The 15,054-nt window shown below is 35.9% G+C and carries 15 protein-coding genes; 8 read left to right on the top strand and 7 right to left on the bottom strand.

Annotated elements, in window-relative coordinates; translation table 11 throughout:
- Window positions 1–211: 211 nt before the first annotated feature.
- The 5 genes from BKH40_RS05690 to BKH40_RS05670 all read left to right on the top strand — a co-directional run bounded on the left by BKH40_RS05690 (window position 212) and on the right by BKH40_RS05670 (window position 5,742).
- A complete protein-coding gene (locus BKH40_RS05690; protein ID WP_095277716.1) occupies window positions 212–1,000 on the top strand; it encodes a class I SAM-dependent methyltransferase in 789 nt (262 codons plus the stop codon).
- Window positions 997–3,204: a TonB-dependent receptor gene (locus BKH40_RS05685; RefSeq protein WP_095277715.1), complete on the top strand. Its 2,208-nt coding sequence runs from the start codon at window positions 997–999 to the stop codon at window positions 3,202–3,204. The genes BKH40_RS05690 and BKH40_RS05685 overlap by 4 nt, the downstream gene beginning before the upstream one ends.
- Window positions 3,205–3,381: 177 nt before the next feature.
- Window positions 3,382–4,641 (top strand): autotransporter outer membrane beta-barrel domain-containing protein, encoded by a 1,260-nt coding sequence (locus BKH40_RS05680; protein ID WP_095277714.1) that lies wholly within the window; start codon window positions 3,382–3,384, stop codon window positions 4,639–4,641.
- A gap of 47 nt (window positions 4,642–4,688) precedes the next feature.
- Complete coding sequence (gene purE / locus BKH40_RS05675; protein ID WP_095277713.1) at window positions 4,689–5,207, top strand: 5-(carboxyamino)imidazole ribonucleotide mutase; 519 nt, start codon at window positions 4,689–4,691, stop codon at window positions 5,205–5,207.
- Window positions 5,200–5,742, top strand: coding sequence for a DUF3972 domain-containing protein (locus BKH40_RS05670; RefSeq protein ID WP_257842527.1), 543 nt, complete (start codon window positions 5,200–5,202; stop codon window positions 5,740–5,742). The genes purE and BKH40_RS05670 overlap by 8 nt, the downstream gene beginning before the upstream one ends.
- A gap of 460 nt (window positions 5,743–6,202) precedes the next feature.
- Here the strand turns inward: BKH40_RS05670 and BKH40_RS05665 are convergent, their stop codons facing one another.
- From BKH40_RS05665 to BKH40_RS05650, 4 genes are all read right to left on the bottom strand, one after another.
- Window positions 6,203–6,490, bottom strand: a complete 288-nt coding sequence (locus BKH40_RS05665; protein ID WP_095277711.1) for a type II toxin-antitoxin system RelE/ParE family toxin — start codon at window positions 6,488–6,490, stop codon at window positions 6,203–6,205.
- Complete coding sequence (locus BKH40_RS05660) at window positions 6,487–6,729, bottom strand: hypothetical protein (RefSeq protein ID WP_095277709.1); 243 nt, start codon at window positions 6,727–6,729, stop codon at window positions 6,487–6,489. The genes BKH40_RS05665 and BKH40_RS05660 overlap by 4 nt, the downstream gene beginning before the upstream one ends.
- Before the next feature lie 113 nt (window positions 6,730–6,842).
- Window positions 6,843–7,130: a type II toxin-antitoxin system RelE/ParE family toxin gene (locus BKH40_RS05655; RefSeq protein ID WP_095277708.1), complete on the bottom strand. Its 288-nt coding sequence runs from the start codon at window positions 7,128–7,130 to the stop codon at window positions 6,843–6,845.
- The gene (locus BKH40_RS05650; RefSeq protein ID WP_095277706.1) at window positions 7,130–7,369 is read right to left on the bottom strand and encodes a hypothetical protein; all 240 of its coding nucleotides are present in this window, start codon (window positions 7,367–7,369) and stop codon (window positions 7,130–7,132) included. Before BKH40_RS05650 ends, BKH40_RS05655 begins: the two co-directional genes overlap by 1 nt.
- Before the next feature lie 158 nt (window positions 7,370–7,527).
- Here BKH40_RS05650 and BKH40_RS05645 point away from each other — a divergent pair, with 158 nt between their 5' ends.
- Complete coding sequence (locus tag BKH40_RS05645) at window positions 7,528–7,845, top strand: hypothetical protein (RefSeq protein ID WP_095277704.1); 318 nt, start codon at window positions 7,528–7,530, stop codon at window positions 7,843–7,845.
- A gap of 4 nt (window positions 7,846–7,849) precedes the next feature.
- Here the strand turns inward: BKH40_RS05645 and BKH40_RS05640 are convergent, their stop codons facing one another.
- Window positions 7,850–8,215, bottom strand: coding sequence for a hypothetical protein (locus BKH40_RS05640; protein WP_095277702.1), 366 nt, complete (start codon window positions 8,213–8,215; stop codon window positions 7,850–7,852).
- 110 nt (window positions 8,216–8,325) lie between these two features.
- The gene (locus BKH40_RS05635) at window positions 8,326–10,758 is read right to left on the bottom strand and encodes a heavy metal translocating P-type ATPase (RefSeq protein WP_095277700.1); all 2,433 of its coding nucleotides are present in this window, start codon (window positions 10,756–10,758) and stop codon (window positions 8,326–8,328) included.
- Between the two features lie 98 nt (window positions 10,759–10,856).
- Between BKH40_RS05635 and BKH40_RS05630 the strand changes: the two genes are divergently transcribed.
- Window positions 10,857–12,284 (top strand): TrkA C-terminal domain-containing protein, encoded by a 1,428-nt coding sequence (locus BKH40_RS05630; RefSeq protein ID WP_095277698.1) that lies wholly within the window; start codon window positions 10,857–10,859, stop codon window positions 12,282–12,284.
- 52 nt (window positions 12,285–12,336) lie between these two features.
- Window positions 12,337–13,374 (top strand): 3-dehydroquinate synthase, encoded by a 1,038-nt coding sequence (aroB, locus tag BKH40_RS05625; protein WP_095277696.1) that lies wholly within the window; start codon window positions 12,337–12,339, stop codon window positions 13,372–13,374.
- 222 nt (window positions 13,375–13,596) lie between these two features.
- Here aroB and aldA read toward each other — a convergent pair whose 3' ends face one another.
- Window positions 13,597–15,045 carry an aldehyde dehydrogenase gene (gene aldA / locus BKH40_RS05620; RefSeq protein ID WP_095277694.1) on the bottom strand — a complete coding sequence of 483 codons (1,449 nt, stop codon included), beginning with the start codon at window positions 15,043–15,045 and terminating at the stop codon, window positions 13,597–13,599.
- Between the last annotated feature and the right edge of the window lie 9 nt (window positions 15,046–15,054).

The raw sequence follows: 15,054 nt of genomic DNA, 5'->3' as shown, positions 1-15,054 counted from the left end.
ATACTCCATTTTAATCTATTACACACTCTCACCCATTTTGTAGCTTACATTGCAAATCTTTTTCTAAAACACCACCACTATAAAAAATTTAGCTTTTAAATAAATATGCATTTTTGTTGATAATTGTCAGCTTTTTTATAAAACTTTATTATTTTAAGTGATATTATGATACTTATTTTTAATTTATAAAAAGAAAGGCTGGATAGTTAGCATGGTTGATGATAAGAATCAAAAAAATAATATTTTAGAAGATGTAAAAAACTATTGGGATGCAAGATCTCAAAGCTACTCAGAGCTAAACAACAAAGAACTACAAAGCTTTAAGTCTCAAGCTTGGGAAGAGCTTATAAGGGCTAATGTAGATATAAAAGAAGGCATGAAAGTGCTAGATTGCGGTTGTGGGCCGGGCTTTTTTAGCGTGCTTTTATGTAAGCTTTTATGCAAGGTAACTTCTATAGACTACAGTGAAGACATGCTTGCAAGGGCTAAGATTAATGCAAATACTCATCTAAGCACTAACAAACCAGAGTTTTTTAAGATGGATGCACAAAACTTAGACTTTAAAGACGAAAGCTTTGATCTAGTCATAAGTAGGAATCTTACTTGGAATCTACCTAATCCTCCCCGTGCTTATAAAGAGTGGCTGCGTGTGCTTAAAAAAGGAGGCACGCTTTTAATCTTTGATGGCAACTGGTATTTGCACCTTAGTGATAGCAAGCAAAAAGAAAGGTTTGATGAGGTAAGAAAGGAGCTTGCTAAGCGTGGGCTAGAAGATCATATGAGTAGAACTAAAGACGGGGTAGATACAAAAATCATGGAAGATATAGCAAAAGATCTTTTCTTTAGCTATCACAAAAGACCAGAGTGGGATAAGCAGTTTTTCCAAGACATGGGGTTAAGGGTTATGATAGATGAAGATATAGCTAGAAGAGTTTATGATGACTTAGAGCTTTTAACTTATAACTCAAACCTCCCTTTTATGATAAAGGTACTTAAATGAAGCCTTATATAAAATATAGCCTACTTTTAGGTTTGCTTTTAGGAGCAAGTAGTCTTTTCGCAGATGAAGCAAAGACTGTAAAGCTTGATGACTTAGTTAGCACAGGCAGCCTTCTTGCTACTCCTATATCAAAAGTCCCGGGTAATGTCAGCATAGTCACAAACAAAGAAATGAAAGAGACTGATAATCAAAAAGTAGCTGATTATGTAAGACGCCTTGAAGGAGTGCATGTTAATAATGACGCTGGGTTTAACCCTCGCCCAAGCATAAGGATAAGGGGTATAAACTATGGAACACTTATCATGCTTGATGGTGTTATATTAAGTGACTTAGAAGGGGAAAATAGAATCTTAAATCAGATCTCGCTTTATGATGTAGAGCGTGTTGAGGTCGCACGTGGAGCATTTTCTAGCCTTTATGGCACTTCTGCTATTGGCGGTGTTATAAACTTTATAACTTCTATGCCAACTAAGCTAACCACTCAAGTAATAGTTGGCTATGGCAATGAGTTTAAAGATAGAAGTGCAGAATTAAACCTCATGCGTGCTTACTTTGAAGTGGGTAATGCCTTTTTTGACAAAAGGCTTAAGCTTAAAGTTAGTGCAGGACTTACTAACTCAGAAGGCTATCCTAGTGTGCCAGCTTTTACTACAGGTGCCCCAAGTGATGTAAGTGGCTACATTATAGATAAAAGTGGACAGACTATAGCAGGTGATGCTGGGAGGCGTGAGTGGAGGAGCTTTGATGTAAGGCTAAAAGCTAACTATGATAGTGATAACTACTCTATAAAGTCTATGTTTAGTGTCTCAAGCCATAACTACACTTTTGTAGACCCACTAACTTTTTTAAGAGATGCTTCGGGCTTGCCAGTTTTTACAGGTAAGTTTGGGAAGCAAACTAATGGAAGCATGACTGATATAAACCCATTCATCGGCACGGGCTATGAAGGACATGGACGTTATACTCACTATATAGGCAGTCTAAGCTATACCTACTTTTGGGATAATGCTAGTTTAAAAGTAGCCCTTTCTAGTGTTAATCTTGATAGCTACTGGCTAGACCCAGAAGTACAAGATGCTAGTAAAGTTAGCTTTGGAGGCGGACCTGGATACTCTCAAGATATCTATACTTCAAGTAACTATCTAGATATCCTTTATGACTATAAGATAAATGATATCCACTCTATCACGGCTGCTTTGCAGGGACGTTATCTAAACTATGACCAGCTAAACTTTACTGCAGCTAACTGGAAGGTTAGGAAGTATAATGGCAATCCGCAAGCTTATGGAGGTATGGCACTAGTTGGAAGTGCTTATGTTAACTGGAATGCTTCTTGGAGTGAGTACTTAAGCTCAACTTTAGGCTTTAGATATGACTACTGGCAAGACTTTGCTAACTATTTAAAAGGGCCAATAGCAGGCAAGACTAATGTTGACTTAAGTCCAAAAGCTACTAATATCCCTAGTCCAAAAGCAAGCCTTAACTATAAGCCCTTTGACTTCTTAAGCTTTAAAGCTGCACTTGGGCTAGGCTATAGGATGCCTACTATTAGAGAAAAGTATAGAATCTCTTTTGGAAGCTTTTGGAATGTCAATCCTAACTTAAAGCCAGAAGTTGGACTAAGTGGCGAGATAGGAGCTGAGCTTAATACTGAATACATTGCCTTTAAAGCCTACTACTATCAAACTGAGCTTAGTAATATGATCTATAGACAAGGTAATGGAAAAACTGAAGCCACGGCCTTTGAGCAAAAAAATGCTGGCTATGGGCGGATAAATGGGGTAGAGCTTGCAACCACTATACCAATCTATGATAGTTTGGAGTTTTATGCAAACTACACTTTAACCCTAGCTAGGATTATAAGTAACCCTGCTAATCCAAAAACAGTAGGCAAGCAGCTAGCTTCAACGCCAGAGCACATGGCCAACTTTGGACTAACTTATGGCAAGGCTAAAGGGGTTTATGGAAGTATAGAAGGAAGCTACGCCTCAGCTGCTTATGCAGATGATATAAACTCTCCTATACGGTTTAATACTTTTGGGCAGTATGACCCTCAGTTTAGGTTAAATCTAAAACTAGGTTATGTCTTTGAAAGTGGAATCGATATAAGTGGAAGCATCTTAAATGCTACTAATAATCGCTACTATGACTACTACCAAGTAGCAGGCATTAGTTACTACTTGCAGGCTAGATATAAAATCTAGATAAGTTATAAGTAACTTTAAGCTAGGGCTTATCACCCACAAGTAGGAGATAAGTGCTAGTTTTAAGCAAAACATAACACTAGCTAGCCTTCTTAAATGAAAGCTAGCCTCTCACATAAAAGTTTTCTTATATAATGCATTTTCTTTGTCTTGAACAAGACTGATGCAAGGGGAGTGATGAAGCACATATTTCAAATCACAATGTTTAGTCTTTTAGCTTTTTTTATATCATTAGGAAGTTTTTTAAAAGCAGATTCCTCCATGGATAACTCTTCAAGTGACTTTGTGAATCCTAATGGTATGAGTTCTAGTAATAGTGCTTCTATCCTAGCTTCTGGCATTAGATTTGATAAGAATTTATTTGCTAGTAATGATGAGCTTTACGCACTAGATAATCTAGTCTCAAGACTAGGTAGCACTACTAGTAATGATGCTTTAATAACAGCCCTAAGTCCTCTTGCTTCAAAGCCTGCATCAACCCAAAGACAAGTCCTTTCTTCCCTTCTTCCAAGTGGCGCTAGTAATGAAGTCTTGCTAACTGCTATTAGCTTAAGTGAGTTAGAAAATAAGATAATAGATTCTAATATGTATAGCTTTTATAACACCATAAAAGATAGAGGACTTGAAATCTTTCCAAGGTCTTATAACATCTATCTTCAGCCTATATTTAGAAACGCTTTTAAGGATGAAGAAGATGGTATAAGTGGCTTTAACTCTAACTCTTATGGCCTAGCTTTTGGGTTTAATAAACGTTTTTCTAGCGGGATGATATTTGGCGCTTTACTAGGCTATCTTAGGACTAGTTTGTGGGATGAAGGTGGGCTTAGTAACACTTTAGCACTAGATACCTACTCTTTAAAACTCTACACTTTAAGAGAGTTTAAAAGAATCTTTTTTCAAGCCATACTTGGCTACTCCTTGCATGATATAAGAACTACTAGAGATGTTACTTTTTTAGATGAAGCTTTAAGTTCTAATAGATTTGCTAGTCAGCTAGATGCTACTTTAAAACTAGGCTATAAGATAATAGGCTTTATGCCCTATGTCAGCTTAAACTACTTAGCTTTGATAGAAAGTCCTTATACTGAAAAAGGAGGGCTTTCTGCTTTAAGCGTGGATGCTAACTTCACTCAAAGTCTTAGTTTAAATCTAGGCCTAACTTATAAGTACTCAGTTAAAAGCTTTACTTTTGGAGTATTAGGCGAGATAGGCTATGACACTTTGGCTAGCAGGGTTAGTAATAGTGCACGTTTTATAAATACTAATATCGTTTTTAATACCCAGACTTTAGAGCGTCCAAGTTTTGGTTTTAGCACAGGGGCTAATGTTAAATACAGCTTTTTTAAAACATCTAGCTTATCTTTAGAGTACGTTTTTGCTATGAAGTCTAGCTATAAAGCACAGTATGTAGGGTTAAAGTACTTATTTAGATTCTAAGAATCTAAAAATGTTGTAAAATTAAGCATTCATATATAAGGAAGCACATGTCGTTTGTATCAGTGATAATAGGCAGCAAGACAGACTGGCAAGTTATGCAAGAGTGCATTAAAGTATTAGATAGCTTTGGAGTTAAAAACGAGATCTTAATCTCCTCAGCACACAGAACTCCAAAAAGGACTTATGACCACGTGCAAGACGCCTTAAAAAGAGGTGCTGAAGTCTTCATAGGAGCAGCTGGTATGGCAGCTCACTTAGCTGGCTTTATAGCAGCCCATACTTGCAAGCCAGTTATCGCTGTGCCACTTGGTGGTGGCGCTTTAGATGGACTAGATGCCCTTTTAAGTAGTGTGCAGATGCCAAAGACTATGCCAGTTGCAACTGTAAGCTTAGGGAAAGCGGGTGCTATAAATGCCGCCTATTTAGCTATGCAAATCCTTGCTTTAAAAGATAAAGACTTAGAATCTAAACTTATAAAAGATAGAGAGCAAAAGGCTAAGGCTTTGGAGATGGATTCTAAAGAGTTAGAGTTAGAAGTTAAAAAGTTAAGAGAAGCACGTGGATAGTAAAGATTACAAAGAGACTACTTCTAAAAGTAGTCCTATAACCAGCCAAGAAGATAAAGATGGCATACAAACATGGATGCTAGTAGATGAGTTTATAAAGCTTTCTGGCTTTAGTATAGAACAAATCAGCACTCTTATAAAACAAGGTGAGCTTAACAGCAAAGAAGAAAATGAGCTAGTTTATATAGATGTAAGTAGTGGGACTAGTGCTTTGATAAAAGGCGTGGAAAACACTCTTGTTAACCTTGATGTAAGTGGCACTTCCCTAGATCCTATATTTGTTGAAAAAACCATATCTACTATCTTAAGCCTGCATGAAAAAGTTATAAACGCTAAAGATGAGACCATAGCTTCTATAAAGTCTGAAAATGCCTTTTTAAAAGAAGGGCTAATTTCTATGCAAGATATCTATGATGATGATAAAAAGACTTTAGAGCTTTTAAGAGAAGAGCTTAAAAAGGCTAATGAAGAAGTAGAGTTTATGAAGCGAAAGTATAAGCTTATGTGGGGGAAGATTAGCAACTCTACTAAGTAGATAATAGGTAAGGTTTTAAGGTGTTAGATGTTTCTAGCTTAGATCTAAAAAGATATAACGAAACTAATAAAAACCATTTTAGTTACAAAAACAAAAGATATAAGATAAGAGCAAGCCATAAAATAGAGATGACATTAAGCTGCGTGCACTCTATAAGAAATAGGAGCTTTCACTGCTAGAATCTACTAAAAACTAAGACTAGTCTACATAGTGGGGCTTATAGGCTAACTCCCCGTATAACTACTATGATAGAAACTGCAGGTAAAAAACTTTACCTTGGCGTTATGCCTACAAAAATAGAGATTTTTTAAGTGATGTTTTAAGTTTGTTTGATAAGGAGTTAGTAACCTTGATAGACAAGGGATGCGATAAGGACGCACCGTATAATGTGATAGGGTTGTAGCCTAAAATTACAAACTTGCAAAGGGAAACAAGTTTAGTGCAGTTTCCCTGAAAAAAGCTAATTATCTAGTAAGTTAGGAAGGTTACATCTATATATCGACAAGACGACTATAGTATCATCATTAATTTCAAAAGGTATAACATAGCCTTTATAGATTAAGTCTCTTACGTTGTCTTTGTTAAGTGTTTGATTCTTTCTAAAACGATAGGGCATATGAGCTATGTTTTTAATCTTTAAAGATAGTTCGTCTCGAAATTTGTTTGCAACTTGTTCGCTTTTATCAAAGTAAAACTCTAAGATACTATTTAACTGTGCTAAAAACTGCTCACTTGGTATGATTTTCATCTTGAAGATAGTCTTTTTAAAAACTCTTTACTTCTTTGGTCAAACTCTTCCATTGTCATATATTCTAGCTCCCCACGTTTATGGGCTTCATAGAGTTCTATTAAGTTTTGTTGGTCTTCTTTGCTTAAGTAGTTTTCATCATCATAGCTTTCAAAAGTAGCATCAGGGTCAGATTTTAGTACTAGCTCTTTTATGGCTTCAAGGTTTTGTTTTGAAGCTGTTGTTGTGATAAGTGTCATCTCTTGCTCCTTATAACTTTTAACTTACATTATGCCAAAAGTGATTTAATATAGCTCGTGCGCGATATTGTTTTTCTTGAGTGATAAAAATAAAAGATTGCCACGGCTTAGGGCTAGTTATCTAGCAAGCTAGGAAGGTTGTATCTATATATAGATAAGATTTTTATAGAGTTGTCATTAATCTTAAAAGGTATAACATAGCCTTTATAGATTAAGTCTCTTACGTTGTCTTTGTTAAGTGTTTGATTCTTTCTAAAACGATAGGGCATATGAGCTATGCTTTTAATCTTTGCAAATAGCTCATCATTAAACTTATCTGCAACTTGCAAGCTTTTGCTAGAGTAAAAAAGTAAGATTTCCTTTAGTTCTGCTTTAAATTGTTTATCTAATATAATTTTCATTATGCTTTTAGGCTTTTTAAGTACTCTTTCATCTCAAGTTCTACCTCTTCTATAGGTTGGAATTCTAGCTCCCCACGTTCATCGGCTTCATAGAGTTCTATTAAGTTTTGTTGGTCTTCTTTACTTAAGTAGTTTTCATCATCATAGCTTTCAAAAGTAGCATTAGCATCTAGTTTTAATACTAGCTCTTTTATGATTTCAAGGTTTTGTTTTGAAGCTGTTGTTGTGATAAGTGTCATCTTTTATCCTTTATAGCCTTGTCTCTTATTATGCCAAAAGTGATTTAATGTGCCTCATGCGTGATATAAAATAGTGCTAGCATGATATTAATTATCTTGTATAAAGTATCAACTTTTATTATTATTTATGTAGACAATTAAGTACAGGGAGCTTAGTTATGATTTTTCTGGCATTTTTTATAGGGGTAATGTTCATTGGCTGGATGCTTAAACTCTTAATTTTCCTTGTAAACGGTGGTGGGGAAAAGATAGCAAAGGGTTTTAGTGATTTTGATAAAAGCATTAGTGAACGCATAAAAATACAAAACGAAAAACTTAAAATGCCAATAGATAAAAACGCACCACTGCAATGGAAAGACTTTAATGACGTAGGTACAAGGACTGGAAGGCTAGCTATGAGATGGTCAGGATATTTTTGTTTGTTTGTCATAAGCATCCCAGTTATAATAACTATACTTAACCTATCCTTAAATTAGTTTTTTAGTCACTATAAGTAGCTACTGCCCTTACTACTTCTTTAGGGTCAGCACTAGTTACTATAGTTATAGTATTTGCATTAGTTATATTAGAGTTAGTTGTATTAGAAGCAGTAGTGCTTTTAACTGCTAAGTTTTGAAGTTCATCCGCCTTTGGCGGGGCTTTGTGAGAAAGCTTAACAGTAGTGCTAAGCCCTAACTTATCCCCTATGCTAGCTATAAAGTTAGAAGTATCATTAAAAAAGCCACTTATTTTATTAATAATCCCACTTATAAAACTAAAAAGCTTAGAAAAGACATCTCCTACTGCCTTCCCTACTTTTTCACCAGTACTACTAAAGTCTTTTAAAGCCCCTGTAGCACTTTGCATATTACCAAAGAGGGCATTAAAGATAAAAGATATAGGTGTAAAGTCGTTATAAGGGAATATGAGAGGAGTTTTTAAGAAAGCTTGTTTTAGTACTTATCTTTCAAACTCCCTTAAAGTTGCTTGCTTTTTGCCTCTAGCCTTTCTTCTTTTTTAAAAAGACTATTTAGACGCAAAGAGTTTAAAACTACGCTTATAGAACTTATACTCATAAACAAAGCCGCAAAAAGCGGTATGACAAAGCCTAGTACTGCCACTGGCAAAGCTATGACGTTATAAACCAAGGACATCAAAAGATTTTGCTTAATCTTGCTTATGCTTGCCTTTGCTATCATAAAGGCCTTGCGAAGAGTTTTTAAACTATCATCTAAGATTATGATTTTAGATTCTTTTATAGAGGTTTGTGCTCCACTGCCCATAGAGATACCAACGTGGGCGTAGCTTAAAGCAAGGGCGTCATTAAGCCCATCTCCTATCATAGATACTATATGTCCCTTGCTAACTAGGTCTTTTACAAACTCTGCTTTACTGAGTGGGGTTTGGTTGCTAAAAACTTCAGTGATGCCAACTTTGGCTGCTATATCTTTTGCGACTTCTAGTCTATCACCACTTAAAAGTATGCAAGTTTTATGCTGTGCTTTAAGGTAGTCCATAAGTTCTTTTGCACCATCTTTTAAGGTATCAAGCAAGAAAAATCTAGCACATAGTTTATAGCCTTCTTTGGTTTTAAGTGCCATATTAAAAGTGATTGAAGAAGTCTTGTTTTCTAACTCTAAGCCAAGCTCGCTCATAAAGCTATCACTTCCACAAGCAAAGCTAAGACTATCATTACTAGCATAAAAGCCTTTGCCTGCGATGTATTTGATATCAAACTTGCCTTCTTCATAAGAATTAGATTCCACTTTAGAATCTAAAAACTCATATACAGTTTGAGATACTAGGTGGGTGTTGTGTTTTAGTATATCTTTTAAGGTGTGTTTACTAACTTTAAGGCTTTCATCAAAGTAAGAGTTTGTGACTTCTGGTCTTCCATTAGTAAGAGTGCCTGTTTTGTCAAAAACTACGTGAGTGACTTTGGCAAGTGTCTCTAAAAAGCTTGCTTCAGTAAAAAGGATCTTATGTTTAAAGCCAAGATTAAGCCCAACTACTGCAGCTATAGGCGTGGCTAGGGCTAGAGCACAAGGACAGGCTATGATGATGACACTTACTGCTATTAAAAGGCTATGATTAAACCCATCTTTTAGTAAGAAAAAGTACACACAAAATGAAATAGCAGCCAGCGTTAGAACAATCTTTGAGAACTTACCGCTAAAACGCAAAGCAAAGTTTGCAATCTGTGGACGTTTAAACTGAGAGCTTTCAAGCAGCTTAGCAAGCCTACTTGCACTACTATCTTGAAAAGTTGTAGTTGCTTCATAGAGTATATTAGTATCTAGTGCGTTATAGCCTGAAAGAAGGACATCTCCTTTTTTTAAGGATATAGGTAGACTTTCTCCTGTGACCAAAGAAGTATCAAAACTTGCATTAGGTGACTTTAAAACTGCATCTACTGGGAGTATGTCTCCGGGAAGAAGCATTAAGATATCACCTTTTTTTATTAGATCTGGAGATATCTCACTGCCATCTTCTTTCCTTGCAAGACTTGGCAAGATAGAAGTTAGCTTATCTAGAGAATCCCCCATAGACTTACTAGCCAAGCTTTCTAAAAACTTAGAGCCAAGCACAAAGAGGATTATCATACTTATGCTATCAAAGTAGGTCTCTCCTTGCCGAAAAAGCCAAGCATAGATTGAGTAGATATAAACTATAGTAGTCCCTGTTATAACTAGTAAGTCCATGCCTATCATGTTACGCTTTAAGCCATAATAGGCATTTTTATAAAACTTTGACCCACCAAAAAAGAGACAAAAACTACCTAGTATAAAGCTAGCAAAGTTTAAGATATCACGGCTATTTTGATCTATGCCCGTAAAAAAGCCAATGTATTGTCCGACATTTATCCACATGACATTCATAGCACAAAAGACAGCTACTACTAGCCTTGCGTAGTCATTTTTAAGTTTTGGAGTATTAGTGCTATCAAAAAAGATAGGTTTATAGCCTATGTTTCTTATACTTTGGACTATCTCTTTAAGTGTTATGACATTTGGGTCATAGGTCACTTTTGCTTTGTGATTTGTATAGTTGATATTAACTGAGTTTATGCCTTTTAGACCACTTAAGTATTGTTCATTAAGCCAGACACAAGCTGCACACATGATATCTTCTAAGATGAAGCTTACTTCATAGAGGTTAGGGTCTAGCTCTTTTACATAGCGTTTTAAAAAGCTAGGAGAGTCATAAACACTATCTTTAGCATCATCTCTATTTACAGGTTTTAAGGTCTTTTCACCAAGCTTGTCATAAAAAGATTCTAAGTTGTTATCTTGAAGTAGGTTATAAACAAACTCACAGCCATTACAGCAAAAATGGCACTCTTTCCCATTGATAACTACTTTATGTAGTGAGCTTTCTGGAAAGTCTAGTTTGCAGTGGTCGCATTTCATCTAAGTGCCTTTCTTAAAAGTGAAAAAAGTTTTTAATTTTAAGCTAAGTTGCCTTAAAATATTTTATTAAACCATGTAAGTTTGAAAGAGGGGGAAGATTGAAAAGTGTACTAATAGTCATAGACGGAGATATAGGAAGAGAGTTTCTTTCACAAGTGATAAATAAGCACTATAGTAGTAATAACTACGTTGTGCTTTCTAAAACGCCTTTGCAAGAAGATACTAATCTCCCTAGTACTTTTAGCTTTTATGAGTGCGACTATACTAGCACTTTTAGGTTAGATCAGATTCTTGGGTCTAGCATAAGTGATATATTTTTACTATTAGATGACTTAGAAGAAAAAAAGATAGTTTATAACTATATGCGTGAAAGGTATAAAAACGCAAGGATAGTTTCTAACTTCAAGTACGCAAAGCTTTGTGACTATAGCAAAGACACTAACTTAATCATCATAGAAGAGACAAATGCCCTAGCTTCTAAGCTACTAGCTAGACTTCCTAATGCACCTAGTGTTCCTAGAGGTTTTGGATTAGAACAAGGTGAGATAATGGAAATAGGAGTGCCAACTGGCAGCATCTATACTTACAGACAGATAGGGTCTATAGAGCAAAAAGACTGGAAGATAGTTGGAATCTATAGGGCAGGGAAGTTCTTGCTAGCACAAGATTCTTTTATGATAAAAGCTGGGGATGTGTTATTAGTAGTTGGTGAACCCAAGGTTTTAACTAGCATTTTTAATCATATCAAATCTGATATCGGACAGTTTCCACTACCATTTGGACATGATGTCTACCTCTATATAGACATGCTTACACAAAGCAAAGAAAGCATACTTTACGCCATAGAAGAAGCCCTTTTTGTGCACAACAAACTAAAGTCTTTTAGACTTTATATCAATGTCTTTAACACTTGTGATTTTAAGTTTTTAAAAGAGATAAAAGCCTTTGATAGCCATGATGTTAAGGTTAATATAGAACATAGTGGCATGGGCTTTAAAAAGCTTATAGAATCTAATAAGAGTAAAAAGATAGGCCTTATCATAGTTAGCAAAGAGATCTTTTCTAAAAGGGGTAATAGAAAAGCACTACATGCTTGCTTAAGCCCAGTTTTAAAGCTAGGAAGCCACTCTATGAAAGAGGTAAAAGAAAGCCTAGTTATCATTAATGGCACTATAAAAGAGGGCAATAATCTCTCATCAGTTATATTTGATGTAAGCAAGCAGCTTGATTTAAAGATTAAGATTTATGACTATGAGCCAGATGGTCACTTTGAGCCAAGCGTGGAAGAGGGCTATCAAAACGTCGCTAGAATCTATAATAAAAAGATAAGGTATCTAAAAGTCACTTCTAAAAATCCCCTTTTCCACCTAAAGACTTTAAAAGTCCCAGTCTTCCAGTTTATGCCCTTTACTAAGGCTATCACTAAAACTAAAGCCTTTGCCTTTTTTAAGACAAATATAGAAGCTTTATCTTTCTTGCTTGATAACAACCCACAGATTTTTATACCCATAGTTGAGGACTTATAAGGTAGTAATTAGTTATACTTTTAAGCTTAAAGTAGCCCCTAAAGGAAGCCCTATGACAGAGATAAAACTAGACTTAAATGCTAACCCATACACAGTTTATGTCGGCCCGCTAAATGAGCTTAGCATCAACACAAGCGTTTTGATAGTCACTTCAAAAGTTATAGCTAGCTTTTATCTTACTAACTTAGTAAATCTTATAAAAGATAGTTTTAGAGAAAAAAGTTTTGACATAGCAACTTGTGTGCTTGAAGATGGCGAAGAGACTAAAAATATGCAAAGTGTAGAATCTATCTTAGATGCTGCTTTTAAAGCTAAGCTTCATAGAAACTCGCTAATGATAGCCCTAGGTGGAGGGGTCATAACTGATATGGTTGGCTTTGCTAGTGGAATCTATCAAAGAGGGATAGACTTTATAAGTATCCCAACTACACTTTTAGCGATGTGTGATGCAAGTGTGGGTGGAAAGTGCGGGATAAATAACGCCTATGGGAAGAATCTAGTAGGGCTTTTTCATCAACCGCGTGCTGTCTATGTAGACTTAGTGTTCTTGCAGACTTTGCCAAAAAGGGAGTTTAACGCTGGGATTGCTGAGATGTTAAAGATGTTTGCAGGCTTTGACTTTAGTGCTTTAGAAAACTTTAGTGTTAATGAACTTGATAGCTTTATAGCCTACGCTATAGAGTTAAAAGCACGTATCGTGCTAGAAGATGAAACAGAAAAGCTTAATAAACGTGCCCTTTTAAACTACGGTCATACCTTTGCCCATGCCATAGAGTTAGAGACTAACTATAAAAGCTTACTTCATGGTGAGGCAGTGGCAGTTGGGATGATAATGGCCAATAGGCTTTCTTTAAAGCTTGGCATCTTAGAGGCACGTAAGGCTGACTTTATAGAATCTATGATTAATATCTTCTCTCTTCCTACAACCTATAAGATAAAAGATGTAAATGCCTTTTATGAAAGCTTTTTCTTGGACAAAAAAAGCATAGATTCTAAGCTTCACTTTGTTCTACTTGATGATGCTGGCTTAAAAGTTCATAATGATGTGCCAAAAGACTTAGTGCTAGAGGTTTTAAATGAGTTTGTTTAAAGCATAATAATTTAAGCCTGCAGTTTCTTAAAAAAAAGGGGGCTTAACCCCTATTAACTCCCCTTAGGTACCAAAAAAATGAAGTATCCTTGAAGCAAGTAGAGCTACTTAAAAGCAACTAGACTTTCTTAAAAGAAAGTCTTTTTTTGGCGTAATCAAAGAAAGGGTCTTTCTATGCCTACTTTGAACTAAATGCTTACAACTATAAGACTATTTTAAAAACTAAAAGTTTTTCTTTAAATCATATTGCAAGTAGACTACGTGAGTTGCAAGGTACTCTTCAAGTCCATGTTTACCATCAGCCCCACCTATACCGCTTTTTCTAAAACCAGCGTGGAATCCTTGCATAGCTTCAAAGTTCTCGCGATTGATATAAGTTTCACCAAACTTTATCTCACGACACGCCCTCATGGCGATATCAAGATTTTGAGTATAGATACTTGAAGTTAGACCATAGTCACTATCATTTGCCATCTCTATAGCTTCATCTAAAGTATCAAAAGTAACTATAGGAAGCACTGGGCCAAAGATCTCTTCTTGTATAAGCTCACTTTTTTGATTTAGATCAGTTACTACAGTTGGCTCATAGTAAAAGCCATCTTTATTGCTTCCTATATGACCTCCAGTTAACACTTTAGCACCACTTTTTCTAGCCCTTTCTACCATGCCATCTATGTTATGCACAGCTTTTTCATCTATCAAAGGACCCATGTCAACTTTTGTATCCATAGGATTCCCATAAGTTACATGTTTCATAGCCTCTACCATCTTTTTAGTAAAGCTTTCTACTACATCTTTTTGTACATAAACTCTCTCAGCACAGTTACAAACCTGACCTGTGTTTATAACTCTAGAGTTTTTGATAAAGTTAACTGCGGCATCAAGATTAGCATCTTTGCAAACTATAGCTGGAGCTTTACCGCCTAGTTCAAGGTTAACTTTTATTATGTTTTTACTAGCAGCTTCCATGATTTTAACACCAGTATCTACGCTTCCTGTAAAGCTAACCATTCCTATATCTTTGTGTCCTGCTAGTGTGTTTCCTACAGTGCCACCACTTCCGCTAACTAGGTTAAAAACACCTTTTGGGAGACCGACTTTATGGGCAAGCTTTGCAAACTCAAAGGCATTATTTGGAGTTTCACTGCTAGCTTTTATAACTATAGTGTTACCTGTGATTAACGCAGGGGCAAGCTTTCTAACGATAAGGAAGAAAGGAAAGTTCCAAGGAAGGATTCCACTAGTAACTCCTATAGCTTGCTTAAAGATAAATATATTTTCATTAGGCCTATCACTTTGGACTATCTCACCTTCATAGCGTCTAGCCCACTCAGCCATGTAGTCTAGGTAGTCAGCTGTAAAGTTTACTTCAACTGTAGCAAGAGAGATGATTTTACCTTGCTCTTCTGTTATGGTTTCTGCAAGCATTTTTGCATTAGCCCTTATCTCAGCTGCTATCTTTCTTAGGTAGTTTCCTCTTTCAACTGCAGGCAAGGCTTCCCAAGCTTTTTGAGCTTTTTTACTAGAAGCTATGGCTTCTTCTACTTCAGCGTTGCTTGCTGCAGGGATGTGAGAGATAACTTTTTTAGTGGCTGGATTTATAACTTCTATAGTTTTGTCAGTCTTGCTTGAAACAAAAGCGCCATCTATATACATCTGATAAGTACGCATGTTTTTTCC

This window comes from Helicobacter sp. 11S02629-2 (assembly GCF_002272875.1).
Taxonomy (GTDB): Bacteria; Campylobacterota; Campylobacteria; order Campylobacterales; family Helicobacteraceae; genus Helicobacter_I.
Note: the sequence above shows the minus strand (reverse complement) of the source record. Positions and strands in the feature narration are given on the sequence as shown.